This is a genomic window from Nonomuraea salmonea, from assembly GCF_042428605.1.
GTDB lineage: Bacteria > Actinomycetota > Actinomycetes > Streptosporangiales > Streptosporangiaceae > Nonomuraea > Nonomuraea salmonea.
Map to the genome: position 1 here is coordinate 707,760 of NZ_JBHMCF010000011.1, position 12,473 is coordinate 720,232.

Genomic DNA, 12,473 nt, shown 5'->3' on the forward strand with positions numbered 1-12,473 from the left:
CGGAAACCTTGCCGTAACCTGACGCAACTGCATCTCCGCACAGAGCAAGCCACGGGCGGCCCCCCCGCCCGGATGAAGGAGAAGTCCATGCCGACATCTCGGACAGCCCCCCGCCGCATCCTCCTGGGTGTCGCCGGTGCCGTCGCCGCGATGGCGCTGACCGCGTGCGGTGGTGTCAAGACGACCTCCTCCGGGGGCGGCGACGGGGAATATCCGTCGGGCAACATCGAGTTCAGCGTCGGCGCCTCCGCCGGCGGCTCCTCCGACCTCATCACCCGCGCGCTCGCCCAGGGCATCGCCAAAGAGCTCGGCGTGTCCGCGCCCGTGATCAACAAGCCCGGCGCCAACGGCGCGCTCGCTGCCAAGGAGCTGCAGGCCGCCAAGCCCGACGGCTACAAGATCGCCGTGCAGAACGCCTCGCTGTTCACGATCACGCCGCTCACGGTGTCGCCCGCCGAGGCCACCAAGATCGACTCGTTCGAGGTCATCACCGGTGTCTCCCGCGACGACTACGTCATGGCCACCAACCCCAAGTCCGGCTTCACGTCCATCGAGGACATGAAGAAGGCCGGCAAGACCATCCGGTACGGCACCACCGGCGTCGGCACCGGAGCCCAGCTCGCCTCCGCGCTGACGTTCAAGACCGCCGGCATCGACGCCACGGCCGTGCCCTTCGACGGCGGCGCCCCCAACCTGACGGCCCTGCTCGGCAACCAGGTGGACGTCTCCACCATGCAGATCGGCGAGGCCATCGAGAACATCAAGGGCGGCAAGCTCGTGCCGCTCGCCGTGTTCTCCAAGGAGCGCATTCCCTACCTGCCCGACGTCAAGACCGCCATCGAGCAGGGCTTCGACGTCCAGGTGACGCAGTACCGCTTCCTGACCGCGCCCAAGGGCACGCCGGAGAACGTCAAGTCCAAGCTGCTCGACGCGGCGAAGAAGACGTTCGCCACACCGGAGTACAAGAAGTTCAACGAGCAGAACTCGCTCACTCCGATGGAGGTCTCCCCGCAGGAGGTCCTCGACGCGCTGCAGAAGGACTCCTCGACGTTCAAGGCGAAGCTCGACGAGTTCGGCATCAGCCTGGCCGGTTGACCCCCCTTCCTGCGAAGGAGTACCCCCATGTCCGTGTCCGACCCGGCGCCGCCACCGGACTCCGGCGACGCCGCCGTGCTGCAGGCCGAGGCCGACCGGATCCAGGCCGAGATGGAGGAGGCCAGGCCCCCGCACGCGGGCCCGGCCGCCCAGGTCGGCGCCGCGCTGGTGGCGCTGGTCGTCGGCCTGCTCGGCACGGCCGGCTCGTACGCGCTGGGCCTCGGCGCGCTGACCCAGCCGGGCCCCGGCCTGTGGCCGTTCGCCATCAGCGTCGTCATCGTCGTGCTGTCGGCGGTGCTCCTCGTCACCGGCCGCGGCCTGCGGGACACCGAGCGGTTCTCCCGCGCGAGCCTGCAGACCGTGGTCGGCCTGGTGACGCTCGTGCTGCTCGCCGCGCTGCTGCCGGTGATCGGGTTCGAGATCCCGTCGGCGCTGCTGATGTTCGTCTGGCTGCGCTGGCTGGGCAAGGAGTCGTGGCGCTCGTCCATCGTGATCAGCATCGGCGCCGTGGCCGCGTTCTACGTGCTCTTCGTGCTGCTGCTGCAGATCCCGCTCCCCCGCCTCATCTGAGGAAGGCCCCGAGAAGAGTCACATGGACATCTCCCCGATCCTCAACGGCTTCGGCGTCGTCCTGGAGCCGGCCAACCTGCTCTACTGCCTGGTCGGCGTCATCATCGGCATGCTCATCGGCGTGCTGCCCGGCCTCGGGCCCGGCGCGACGATCGCGATCCTGCTGCCGATCACGTACGGCATCGGGCCGGTCTCGGCGATCATCATGCTGGCGGGCATCTTCTACGGCGCCCAGTACGGCGGCACGATCACCTCGGTCCTGCTGCGCCTGCCCGGCGAGGCGTCCTCCGTCGTGACCGTCTTCGACGGCTTCGCCCTGGCCAAACAGGGCAAGGCGGGCACGGCGCTCGGCATCGCGGCCATCGGCTCGTTCGTCGGCGGCACGATCTCGATCATCGGCCTGACCCTCGTCGCGCCGATCGTGGCCGGCTTCGCCCTCGACTTCGGGCCGCCCGAGTACGCCGCGCTCGGCATCCTCGGCGTGCTGCTGATCTCCTCGATCGGCAACGGCAACAAGCTCAAGGCCATCATCGCCGCCTGCGTCGGCCTGCTGATCGCGACCGTCGGCCGCGACACGTTCACCGGCGCGGAGCGCTTCACCTTCGGCAGCCTCAACCTGGCCGAGGGCATCGACTTCATCCCGATCGCCATGGGCCTGTTCGGGCTCAGCGAGATCCTCTACAACCTGGAGGAGCGGCACAACAAGGTGCACTCCCCCGCCAAGGTCGGCAACGTCTGGCCGTCGCGCCGCGACCTCAGCCAGTCCAAGGGCGCGATCGGGCGGGGCTCGCTGGTCGGGTTCGTGCTGGGCGTGCTGCCCGGCGGCGGGGCCGTGCTGTCGTCGCTGGCGGCGTACGCGCTGGAGAAGCGGCGCGCCAAGCAGCCCGAGCGCTTCGGCCGCGGCGCGGTGGAGGGCGTGGCCGCGCCCGAGACCGCCAACAACGCCGCCGCCACCTCCTCGTTCATCCCGCTGCTGACGCTCGGCATCCCGGCCAACGCCACGATGGCGCTGATCTTCGGCGCGCTGCTCATCCAGGGCATCCAGCCGGGACCGCAGCTCGTCACCGAGCACCCCGACGTGTTCTGGGGCGTCATCAACTCGATGTACATCGGCAACATCCTGCTGCTGATCATGAGCATCCCCATGGTCGGCGTGTTCGTCAGGATCCTGCGGGTGCGCCCGGCCATCCTGGCGCCCATCACGGTGCTGATCACGCTGCTCGGCGCCTACACCGTGCGCAACCAGGTCTACGACATCTTCCTGGTGATCGTGTTCGGCGTGCTGGGCTACCTGATGAAGAAGTTCGGCTTCGAGCCGGGGCCGCTGGTGCTGGCGTTCGTGCTGGGCACGATGATCGAGAGCTCGGCGCGTCAGGGGCTGCTCATCTTCGGCGGCAACCCGGCGGGCTTCCTCACCCGCCCCATTTCTGGGACGGTGTTCGCCATCGTGGTGATCGTGGCCGCCTGGCCGCTGCTCCGCAGAGCCGTGCGCCGCAGACCGGCGCAGGACGCCGATCGTGTCGAGGAGAGGATCTGATGACCGTCACCGCCGGCCGGGTCAGCCGGGTCGTCGTCACGCCCGTCGCCTTCCGCGACCCGCCCCTGCTCAACGTGGTGGGCGTGCACCAGCCGTACGTGCTGCGCGCGATCGTCCAGGTGCACACCGACGAGGGGCTGGTGGGGCTCGGCGAGACGTACGCCGACGAGGCGCATCTCGGCCGCCTGGAGGCGGTGGCCGCGGCCCTGCCCGGCGCGGACGTCTTCGACCTGCACGCCCTACGCCGCGTCGTCACCGAGACGCTCGGCGCCTCGACCGGCGGTGCGGGGGCCAGCTTCGGCGGCATGCTGGAGGTCTCCAGCGCCGTGGACACCGTGGTGTCGCCGTTCGAGGTGGCGCTGCTCGACCTCCAGGGCAGGGCGCTGGGCCGGCCGGTGAGCGACCTGCTGGGCGGCGCCGTACGCGACCGGGTGCCGTACTCGGCGTACCTGTTCTACAAATGGGCCGGGCACCCCGGCCACGACGAGGACGCCTGGGGCGAGGGCCGCACGCCCGAGCAGCTGGTCGCCCAGGCGCGCCGGATGGTCGACGAGTACGGCTTCACCGCCGTCAAGCTCAAGGGCGGCGTGTACGAGCCCCGCCACGAGGCCGAGACCGTCGAGGCGCTGGCCGCCGCCTTCCCCGGCCACGCGCTGCGCATCGACCCCAACGGCGCATGGACCGTCGGCACCTCGATCGAGGTGGCCGATCGGCTGTCCGGCGTGCTGGAGTACCTCGAGGACCCGACGCCCGGCATCGACGGCATGGCCGAGGTCGCGAAGCACACCGAGCTGCCGCTGGCCACGAACATGTGCGTGATCGCCTTCGAGCACCTCAAGCCGGCCGTGGCCGCCGACGCCGTGCAGGTCGTGCTCTCCGACCACCACCTGTGGGGCGGGCTGCGCCGCTCGGCGCTGCTCGGGGGCATCTGCGAGACGTTCGGCATGGGGCTGTCGATGCACTCCAACTCGCATCTCGGGGTCAGCCTGGCCGCGATGACGCACCTGGCCGCCGCCACGCCCAACCTCACCTACGCCTGCGACACCCACTACCCGTGGAAGACCGAGGAGGTCGTCAAGCCGGGCATGCTGGAGTTCCGCGACGGCGGCGTGGCCGTGCCGCGCGGCCCCGGCCTCGGGGTCGAGCTGGACGAGGACGCGCTGGCCGCGCTGCACGAGCAGTATCTGCGCTGCGGGCAGCGCGGGCGCGAGGACACCGCGTACATGCGCTCGATCGTCCCCGGCTTCACCCCGAACACCGCCCGCTGGTAGCCCTCCTACGGGGCTTGCAGGCGGGCGCGGCTGTTGGACAGGTGCAGCCGCATCGCCGCCCGCGCCGCCGCCGCGTCCCTGTCGGCGACGGCGCGGTAGACGTTCTCGTGCTCCAGCGTCACCCGCGTGAGGTGGGTGGCGTCGGAGACCGTGTAGACGTGTTCGAGCCGGGTGCGCGGCAGCATGATCATCATGGGGCCGAGCGAGGCCAGCAGGTCGGAGTAGAACCGGTTGCCCGAGGCCAGCGCCACCTTCATGTGGAAGGCGAAGTCGGCCTCGACGGCGTGTCCGGGCTGCTCGCCCGACCGCCCGAGGTCGATCAGGGCCCGCTCGATGGCTTTGAGCTGCAAATCCGTACGCCGCTCAGCCGCCAGCCCGGCGGCCTCCGTCTCGACGCCGATGCGGAAGTCGATCATGTCGAGGACGTCGCGGTGGGTGCGCACCTGCGCCGCCTCCACGGAGAACGCCGTGGGCGGCGGCAGCGCCAGCACGAACGAGCCCCGCCCCTGGAACGTCTCCACCAGCCCGGCCGCCTGCAGCCGCGAGACGGCCTCGCGCACCACCGTGCGGCTGACTCCGAACTCCTTGATCAGCGACGACTCGGTGGGCAGCTTGTCGCCCGGCCTGATCTCGCCGGCCAGGATGCGGGCGCGGAGCCGCTCGACCAGCTCGTGCGCCAGCCCGCGCCCGCCGTCTCGCCCGATCCTGCGCGCCGCCTTCCGGCCGGTCGGCGTGGCATCGCTCCGGTCACCCGGCGTGGCATCGCTCCGGTCGCCCGGCGTGGCATCGCTCCGGTCGCCCGGCGTGACATCGCTCTTGCCGCCCGGCGTGGCGTCGCTCTGGTCGCTCGGCACGGCGGACAATCTACCGGCCGGAGCCGTGGAACTCGACGTCGTCGATCAGCCGGTCGCGGGCCCGCCCGGACAGACTCAGGCCCAGCCCTGGACGGTCCGGCACGGCCATCCGCCCGCCCTCGATGCGCATCCGCTCCTCGAACAGCGGCGCCAGCCACTCGATGTGCTCCACCCACGACTCACGCGGGAACGCGGCGGCCAGGTGCACGTGGATCTCCATCACGAAGTGCGGCGCGACCTGCGTGTGCGCGTGGTCGGCCAGCGCGGCGATCTTGAGGTAGGGGGTGATGCCGCCGACGCGCGGCACGTCGGGCTGGATGACGTCAACGGCCTCGATGAGGCCGATGTGCTCGGCGACGCTGGAGAGCATCTCGCCGGTGGCGATCGGCGTGTCCAGCGCGGCGGCCAGCCGCGCGTGCCCCTCGGCGTCGTACGCGTCCAGCGGCTCCTCGATCCACACCAGGCCCAGGTCCTCGACCGCCCGCCCGAACCGCAACGCCGACGCCCGGTCCCACTGCTGGTTGGCGTCCACCATCAGCGGCACCCCGTCCCCGAGATGCTCCCTGACCGCCGCCAGCCGCCGCAGATCCTCCTTCATGTCCGGCTGCCCCACCTTGATCTTGATCCCGCCGATCCCGCCGGCCAGGGACTGCGCGGCCCGCTCCTTGACCTCGTCCAGCGGCGCCTGGAGGTAACCACCCGAGGTGTTGTAGACCCGCACGGAATCCCGGTAGGCACCCAGGAGCTTCGCCAGCGGCAGCCCCGCCCGCCGCGCCTTCAGATCCCACAGGGCCACGTCCACGGCCGCCAGCGCCTGCGTGGCCACACCCGAGCGGCCCACCGACGCGCCCGCCCACAGCAGCGCCTCGTACGTCTTGCCGATGTCCGACGGGTCGCGCCCGAGCAGGCTCTCCCCCACCTCCCTGACGTGCGCGTACTGCGCCGGGGTGCCCGCCCTGGTCGTGTAGGAGAAGCCGAGCCCGCGCAGGCCGTCCCTGGTGCCGATCTCGCAGGTCAGCACGTCGATCTGGGACAGCGGTCGCTGCCGTCCCGTGGCCACTTTGGCGTCGCTGACGGGGGCCGCGAGCGGCACCGCGTACCGGGCGAACCGGACGTACGCGATCGCGTCGCCCACGCGGGTCACGCCTTCCCGAACTCGACGCTGTCCGTCACCCACGCACGGCACTGCTCGCTCAGCGTGAACCCGAGCCCGGGGCGGTCCGGCACGATCATGCGCCCGTCGCGCGTCTCGAGACGCTCGTTGAACAGCGGGTTCAGCCACTCGAAGTGCTCCACCCACGGCTCGCGCGGATAGGCGGCGGCCAGGTGGAGGTGGATCTCCATGGCGAAGTGCGGCGCGAGCTGCAGGCCCGCGTGGTCGGCGAGGGTGGCCAGGCGCAGGAAGGAGGTGATGCCGCCGACGCGGGGCGCGTCGGGCTGGATGACGTCGGCGGCGCGGGCCTCGATGAGCCGGACGTGCTCGGCGACGCTGGAGAGCATCTCGCCGGTGGCGATCGGCGTGTCCAGCGCGGCGGCCAGCCGCGCGTGCCCCTCCGCGTCGTACGCGTCCAGCGGCTCCTCGATCCACACCAGGCCCAGGTCCTCGACCGCCCGCCCGAACCGCAACGCCGACGCTCGGTCCCACTGCTGGTTGGCGTCCACCATCAGCGGCACCCCGTCCCCGAGATGCTCCCTGACCGCCGCCAGCCGCCGCAGATCCTCCTTCATCTCCGGCTGCCCCACCTTGATCTTGATCCCGCCGATCCCGTCGGCGAGGGACTGCGAGGCCCGCTGCTTCACCTCCTCGATCGGCGCGTGCAGGAAGCCGCCCGAGGTGTTGTACGCCCGCACCGAGTCCCGGTAGGCGCCCAGGAGCTTCGCCAGCGGCAGCCCCGCCCGCCGCGCCTTCAGATCCCACAGGGCCACGTCCACGGCCGCCAGCGCCTGCGTGGCCACGCCCGAGCGGCCCACGGACGCGCCCGCCCACAGCAGCGTGTCGTACACCTTGCCGATGTCGGACGGGTCCTGCCCGATGAGGTTCTCGCCCACCTCCTTGGCGTGCGCGTACTGCGCGGGGCCGCCGGCCCGCTTGGAGTAGCTGAACCCGGTGCCGGAGTGCCCGTCCTCGGTCGCGATCTCGGCGAAGAGGAACACGATCTCCGTCATCGGCTTCTGCCGCCCGGTGAGCACCTTGGCGTCGCTGACGGGCACGTCCAGGGGAAGCGTGACGGAGGAGAGCGTGACGTGCCGGATGCGGTCGGCCATGAGGAACCTCGCGGGGTCGGGGTGGGGCTGGCGTACGCAAGTCATCGTACAAATTCGATATTCATCCGACAACTGGCCATCCGCGGCCACGCGATGGACACACGCATGCCCGCCACGGATCCTGAACCTGACCAATGATCGGGGACCCCTTCTCCGGGGGACACCCGCGCCTCGAGTACCGGGAGATCCGCATGAGAACCCGCCCCTGGGCCCGCCGCACCGCTGCCTCGGCCGCCACGCTGGTCGCCGTCCTCGCCCTCACCACCGCCCCGGCCCAGGCCGCCGACCCCTCGGACTGCGCACAGGCCGCCACGGTCGTCCGCACCCCGCAGGTCATGGTGCTGGCCGACGGCGAGTCCGGCACGAAACGCCCACTCTGAACCCGATCCCGATCGGCGCATCAATCCACCAAAATCTCCACCGAAGCAGGGACGCTCCGAATCGACGGTGACGATGACCGCCGCCTTGCACGTGACGTTTCGCGGCGGCCCTCGCCCTCCGTTCAGTCGAGGACCACGACCATCTTGCCGCCGGCCTTGTTGGCCTCCATCACCCGATGCGCCTCGGGGACCTCGTCGAAGCGGAACACGCGCGCCGGCTCGACCTTGAGCCGGCCCGCCGCCACCTGCTCGGCTATCTGCTGTAGGGGGACGTCGGAGAGCGGAAAGCCGGGAGTGCCGAAGACGAAGCTGGCGAAGAAGGTGAGGTAGACGCCGCTCGCCATCTGCGCCAGCGGATTGAAGTCGGCGATGGGATCGAGCCCGCCCAGCCAACCGGCCAGGCAGGCACGGCCGCCGCGCCGCAGCATCGCCAGGGAGTCCAGGATGGTGCTGTTGCCCACCAGGTCGAGTACCGCGTCGAGCTGCCTGGCCTCGCCGATGCGCCGGCACAGGTCGGGCTCCTCCCGTTCGGCGCGCCGCGCGCCGAGTTCCTCCAGCATGGCGAAACGTTCTGGGTTGCGGCTGGTGGCGATGACCTGGGCACCAGCGTTGACCGCCAGCTTGAGTGCGGCCTGACCGAAAGAGGAGGTCGCCCCACGAACGAGCAGCGACTGCCCCTCAGCGATCTCCAGGTTGCGGAACAGGCAGGTCCACGCCGTCGCGTAGGTCTCCGGGATGGCCGCGAGCACCTCCCACGGCAGATCGGACTCGATCAGCGCCACGTTGGAGGCCGGCGCCCGGGTGTACTCGGCGTAGCTGCCGTTGATGGTGCGTCCGAGACCGCCCATCAACGCCGCGACCTTGGCGCCCACCGGAAACTCACCGCCAGGGCACGCCTTGACCAGTCCGACGCACTCGATGCCGCTCACCTTCGCGGCCTCGGCCCACTCACCCCGGCGCATGTGCATCTCGGCATGATTGACACCGAACCCCTTGATCTCGATGACGACCTGACCGGCGAAGGGCTCGGGGTCGGGCAGTTCGGTATAGACCAGGCAGTCAGGACCGCCGAATCTCTCGATGACGATGGCGCGCATCACGACTCCCACGACGTACGGCATCCTGCGCCCCAAGGCGGCACCGCCACAGTGGCGCGGGCACCGGAGAAGGTGATCCCCGTTACCGGGACCTGGAAAGGATGCTGCCCCCTCACCCCACGTTCACGCTCTGACCAGCGCGTTCAGCTCCCGGAGGAAGCACACGAGGGTCGAGTGGAGGCAGCACGCACGCCGCCGGGCTCTCGGCTCGAGCGCCTCTACAAGCCGTACTCCGTCTGCAGGCTGAGCCAGATCTCGCTGACGGTGGGGAAGACGGGGACCGCGTGCCGGAGCTGGTCGAGGGATGCCTCGCAGGTCACCGCGATGGTGGCCGAGTGAAGCAGGTCGACCACCGAAGGGCCGACGAAGGTGGCGCCCAGCAGGACGCGGCGTTCCTCGTCGACGACCAGTTTCGCCCGGCCCTGATAGTCGTCGCCGCGCAGCCTCGCACCGATCACGGCGGCCAGGTCGTACTCGACCGTGCGCACCGTGAACCCGGCCGCGCGAGCCCGTGCCTCGGTGAGTCCCACCGCGCACACTTGCGGGTCCGTGAAGATGACCTGGGGCGCCCCCCGCTCGTCAGCGATATCGCCTTCCAGCCCGCCGGACCGAGCGGTGATCACATCGGCGCAGACGCGGGCCTGGTACTTACCCATGTGCGTGAGCAGGTTGCGCCCGTTGACGTCGCCCACCGCGTACAGCCAGCCGTCCGGGACCGCGGTCGCCCGCATACGCGCGTCCACGATGATCGGCCCGTCAGCATCGACACCGACGGTCTCCAGCCCGAGATCGGCTACGGCCAGCCGGCGCCCGGCGGCGACGAGGATCTCATCGGCGTCGATCCGCTCACCGGCATCGGTGTGCACACTCACCGGACCCTTCGGGACGGGCCGTTCAACCCGGACCGCCGTATGCCGGAAACGCACGTCGATGCCGAGGCCGGCGAAAGACTTGGCCACCAAGTCCCCGGCGAACGGCTCAGTCTGCGCCAGCAGCCGATCTCCGCGGACGAGCATGGTGACCTCACGAGCGCCGAGGGCATGCAGGGCCTGGGCCATCTCGCAGGCGACCGGCCCGGCGCCGATGACCACGAGCCGCTCGGGCACCTGCCGCGCGCTGGTGGCCTCCTGGTTCGTCCACGGGCGCGCCTCCCGCAACCCTGGGATGCCGGGGATGGCGGGGGTGCTGCCGGTGGCCAGGACGACGGCTTCGCCGGCCCGCAGGGAGAGGGTGCCACCGTCCGGCGTCCGCACCGCGACCTGCGAGGGCCCGGACAGCCGGCCACGGCCTCGCACGAACGTCGCGGGGAGATCGTTCAGCCCGCTCACGTAGTCACTGTCATCGAAATGCGATACGAACTCCTCCCGGCGGTCCAGCACCGCGGCGGCGTCGATCGGACCGCCGAGTTCGAGGCCCGGCATCCGGCTGACGTCGGCCGCGATCTCCATCGGCCACAGCATGGCCTTGCTCGGGACGCATCCGTAGTAGTTGCACTCGCCGCCCACCAGGCGTTCCTCGACCACGGCCACCGTCGGACCGGCGCGGGCGACGCGTTCGGCCACGGTCATTCCGACCGGGCCCGCGCCTACGACGACCACGTCGAAGACTTCGTTCTCATGCATCACGAAGGGCTCCCGTCCTGTACTTGCGTGACGGGCTGCGAGCATGACGAGCCCCACGTCACGGCGGTGGAACGCGGCTCGCGACGCGACCCGGCAGGAATCGTCCCGAGCCAGGCGACGCGGCACTGCTCGCCGCACCATGCGGCCAGTGGCCACCGGACAGGAACCCATCGATCTAAACACGCCCGCCACCAGGAACGACGCCGACATGCCCCACGATGGCTAAAGGAGCTGCAGATCATTGCCCTGCCGGCCGCCCAAGCAAAAAGGCCAGCCGATCCGGAGTCACTCCAAGATCGTCTGGCCTTCTACAACCGTCGGGACGACAGGATTTGAACCTGCGACCCCTTGACCCCCAGGCACATCACGACGGGGCGGGATAACGGCCGAAACCCGCCCCCACCTGGTACGGCCGTCCCGTACGATCCCCTCAGATCCTTGGTCGTCCGGGCCGGTTGTCACTCAGTTAGTCACCCAGAATCTGGCCGGTTGGCTGGGCCTGCTGCCATACGTCTCGGCCGTTGCTCCACAGCTCAGAGGCATGGTAGGCGAACCGGTCGAACAGGCCGTCATCCTGATACCGCCGCAGGTGCAGCATAGGCGAGTCGTGCCCGACCAGCTTGGCCAGGTGGGGCGTGACGAGCATCTCCGAGTCGAACCGGAACACGCTCATGGCGATGTGCTCATCGCCGAACCGGGCTTCGACGCCGGGAACGTCTCGTAGCTGCTCGGCCTCCGACAACGTGATCCGGATGCGTGTGGAGACGGTCAGCGGAACGTTCTCCACCACCTCGCGTCGCCGGGTGACCTCGCTGTCCGGATCGCCGACGAGGAACCGGACCTTGCAGCCCTGCTGGGCCTTCCGTTTGAGCACCTTCGCGAGGTTGGGGTGTTCCAGCCACAGGAAGTAGTTCGTGTAACCGGCGAAGACGATTTCGTTGCGCGCCGAATTGATGAGATTGCGCCAGATTGATTTCGGACATGCAGAGCGATAGGGATAAACGGTCAAGACTTCCTTGTCCGGCCCGGTTTTCACCGTATTGCGGATTGCTTCTGGCCATAGCACGGCGATCTCAACTCCTAGTGCCTCTGCGGCGGCCCATTGGTGTCGCATGTGCGGAACGCGCGTTTCGTCTTGCAGCCAGCGTTCCACCGTCTTGACGTCCACGCCACATCGGTCGGCCAAGTTCTGGTTCGTGACCTGGGCGTTCAGCATGGCTCTGCGTAGGGGGACGTTGGCCACGGTACACCTCGCGCTGGAGGACGTCAGGGACGTCTGGAGCGTAACGCCATAACGTCCTGGACGTCTTGGTAACGCGGTGGGTTTGTCACGCGCAGGTAAGCACGCTGATCCCATGTCAACCCCGGTAATTCTCGAAGACCTCCAAGCGGCATTTCCCGGTTGGTGCATTTGGCGTAGTTCCGCCGGTCGCATCTGGGCCACCCGGAATGGCCGTCGGCTGTCTCAGCGCGAGATAGATCACGGCCTGGCACAGACGATCGACGCGGACGACATCGCCCAGCTCGCCGAGCAGTTGAAGGAGCAGGAAGCAGGAGAGCAGGCACTGTGACCACCCCCTCCACCAGAGTCGGCCGCCGCGCCGAGATCACGGGCATGCTCCACAGCCCGGCAGCAACACGAGCGTGGGCTTCCTTCCTCCTCGGACGCTTCGGGACCGTGATAGCGGTGCTGCGTAACGGCACTCTGGCCTTGCTCGCGCTGGACGGAGATGCGCACGAGATGCCGGGAGGAGTGAAGCGCTGGCCGATCCACTTGGACGA

Annotated in this window: 12 protein-coding genes and 1 tRNA gene; 6 read left to right on the forward strand and 7 right to left on the reverse strand. The window is 69.8% G+C overall.

Features of this window, described 5'->3' with window-relative positions; genetic code table 11:
* The first annotated feature begins 87 nt into the window (after nt 1-87).
* The 4 genes from ACFFR3_RS13595 to ACFFR3_RS13610 are packed head-to-tail and all read left to right on the forward strand — an operon-like array spanning nt 88 to nt 4,473.
* Entirely contained in the window at nt 88-1,095 is a 1,008-nt protein-coding gene (locus tag ACFFR3_RS13595) for a tripartite tricarboxylate transporter substrate binding protein (RefSeq protein ID WP_364366408.1), read from the forward strand.
* A 27-nt stretch (nt 1,096-1,122) separates the two neighbouring features.
* Nucleotides 1,123-1,665, forward strand: coding sequence for a tripartite tricarboxylate transporter TctB family protein (locus ACFFR3_RS13600; protein WP_364366405.1), 543 nt, complete (start codon nt 1,123-1,125; stop codon nt 1,663-1,665).
* Between the two features lie 22 nt (nt 1,666-1,687).
* Nucleotides 1,688-3,202 carry a tripartite tricarboxylate transporter permease gene (locus tag ACFFR3_RS13605; protein ID WP_345401847.1) on the forward strand — a complete coding sequence of 505 codons (1,515 nt, stop codon included), beginning with the start codon at nt 1,688-1,690 and terminating at the stop codon, nt 3,200-3,202.
* Entirely contained in the window at nt 3,202-4,473 is a 1,272-nt protein-coding gene (locus ACFFR3_RS13610; protein WP_345401844.1) for a glucarate dehydratase family protein, read from the forward strand. The genes ACFFR3_RS13605 and ACFFR3_RS13610 overlap by 1 nt, the downstream gene beginning before the upstream one ends.
* A 5-nt stretch (nt 4,474-4,478) precedes the next feature.
* Here the strand turns inward: ACFFR3_RS13610 and ACFFR3_RS13615 are convergent, their stop codons facing one another.
* The 3 genes from ACFFR3_RS13615 to ACFFR3_RS13625 are packed head-to-tail and all read right to left on the reverse strand — an operon-like array spanning nt 4,479 to nt 7,637.
* Nucleotides 4,479-5,327, reverse strand: a complete 849-nt coding sequence (locus ACFFR3_RS13615; protein WP_345401841.1) for a FadR/GntR family transcriptional regulator — start codon at nt 5,325-5,327, stop codon at nt 4,479-4,481.
* 10 nt (nt 5,328-5,337) lie between these two features.
* On the reverse strand, nt 5,338-6,471 hold the full coding sequence (locus ACFFR3_RS13620; RefSeq protein ID WP_379483214.1) for an L-talarate/galactarate dehydratase: 1,134 nt from the start codon (nt 6,469-6,471) through the stop codon (nt 5,338-5,340).
* A complete protein-coding gene (locus tag ACFFR3_RS13625) occupies nt 6,468-7,637 on the reverse strand; it encodes an L-talarate/galactarate dehydratase (protein WP_379483215.1) in 1,170 nt (389 codons plus the stop codon). Before ACFFR3_RS13625 ends, ACFFR3_RS13620 begins: the two co-directional genes overlap by 4 nt.
* A gap of 146 nt (nt 7,638-7,783) precedes the next feature.
* On the opposite strand from ACFFR3_RS13625, the gene ACFFR3_RS13630 reads away from it, so the two are divergent.
* Nucleotides 7,784-7,972, forward strand: a complete 189-nt coding sequence (locus ACFFR3_RS13630) for a hypothetical protein (RefSeq protein ID WP_364366390.1) — start codon at nt 7,784-7,786, stop codon at nt 7,970-7,972.
* A gap of 122 nt (nt 7,973-8,094) precedes the next feature.
* On the opposite strand, the gene ACFFR3_RS13635 is transcribed toward ACFFR3_RS13630, so the two are convergent.
* From ACFFR3_RS13635 to ACFFR3_RS13650, 4 genes are all read right to left on the reverse strand, one after another.
* The gene (locus tag ACFFR3_RS13635; RefSeq protein WP_379483216.1) at nt 8,095-9,069 is read right to left on the reverse strand and encodes a zinc-binding alcohol dehydrogenase family protein; all 975 of its coding nucleotides are present in this window, start codon (nt 9,067-9,069) and stop codon (nt 8,095-8,097) included.
* Between the two features lie 218 nt (nt 9,070-9,287).
* On the reverse strand, nt 9,288-10,901 hold the full coding sequence (locus tag ACFFR3_RS13640; RefSeq protein ID WP_379483217.1) for a dihydrolipoyl dehydrogenase family protein: 1,614 nt from the start codon (nt 10,899-10,901) through the stop codon (nt 9,288-9,290).
* Nucleotides 10,902-11,008: 107 nt separating this feature from the next.
* A tRNA-OTHER gene (locus tag ACFFR3_RS13645) sits at nt 11,009-11,111 on the reverse strand.
* 46 nt (nt 11,112-11,157) lie between these two features.
* Nucleotides 11,158-11,934: a hypothetical protein gene (locus ACFFR3_RS13650; protein ID WP_379483218.1), complete on the reverse strand. Its 777-nt coding sequence runs from the start codon at nt 11,932-11,934 to the stop codon at nt 11,158-11,160.
* A gap of 112 nt (nt 11,935-12,046) precedes the next feature.
* Between ACFFR3_RS13650 and ACFFR3_RS13655 the strand changes: the two genes are divergently transcribed.
* Complete coding sequence (locus ACFFR3_RS13655) at nt 12,047-12,262, forward strand: hypothetical protein (RefSeq protein ID WP_345401826.1); 216 nt, start codon at nt 12,047-12,049, stop codon at nt 12,260-12,262.
* The last annotated feature ends 211 nt before the right edge of the window (nt 12,263-12,473 follow it).

Bases quoted from the DNA above. Each gene is read 5' to 3' on its own strand.
- ACFFR3_RS13595 (WP_364366408.1), top strand. From the start codon at position 88: ATGCCGACATCTCGGACAGCCCCCCGCCGCATCCTCCTGGGTGTCGCC.
- ACFFR3_RS13600 (WP_364366405.1), top strand. From the start codon at position 1,123: ATGTCCGTGTCCGACCCGGCGCCGCCACCGGACTCCGGCGACGCCGCC.
- ACFFR3_RS13605 (WP_345401847.1), top strand. From the start codon at position 1,688: ATGGACATCTCCCCGATCCTCAACGGCTTCGGCGTCGTCCTGGAGCCG.
- ACFFR3_RS13610 (WP_345401844.1), top strand. From the start codon at position 3,202: ATGACCGTCACCGCCGGCCGGGTCAGCCGGGTCGTCGTCACGCCCGTC.
- ACFFR3_RS13625 (WP_379483215.1), bottom strand. From the start codon at position 7,637: ATGACTTGCGTACGCCAGCCCCACCCCGACCCCGCGAGGTTCCTCATG.
- ACFFR3_RS13630 (WP_364366390.1), top strand. From the start codon at position 7,784: ATGAGAACCCGCCCCTGGGCCCGCCGCACCGCTGCCTCGGCCGCCACG.
- ACFFR3_RS13635 (WP_379483216.1), bottom strand. From the start codon at position 9,069: ATGCGCGCCATCGTCATCGAGAGATTCGGCGGTCCTGACTGCCTGGTC.
- ACFFR3_RS13640 (WP_379483217.1), bottom strand. From the start codon at position 10,901: ATGTCGGCGTCGTTCCTGGTGGCGGGCGTGTTTAGATCGATGGGTTCC.
- ACFFR3_RS13655 (WP_345401826.1), top strand. From the start codon at position 12,047: ATGTCAACCCCGGTAATTCTCGAAGACCTCCAAGCGGCATTTCCCGGT.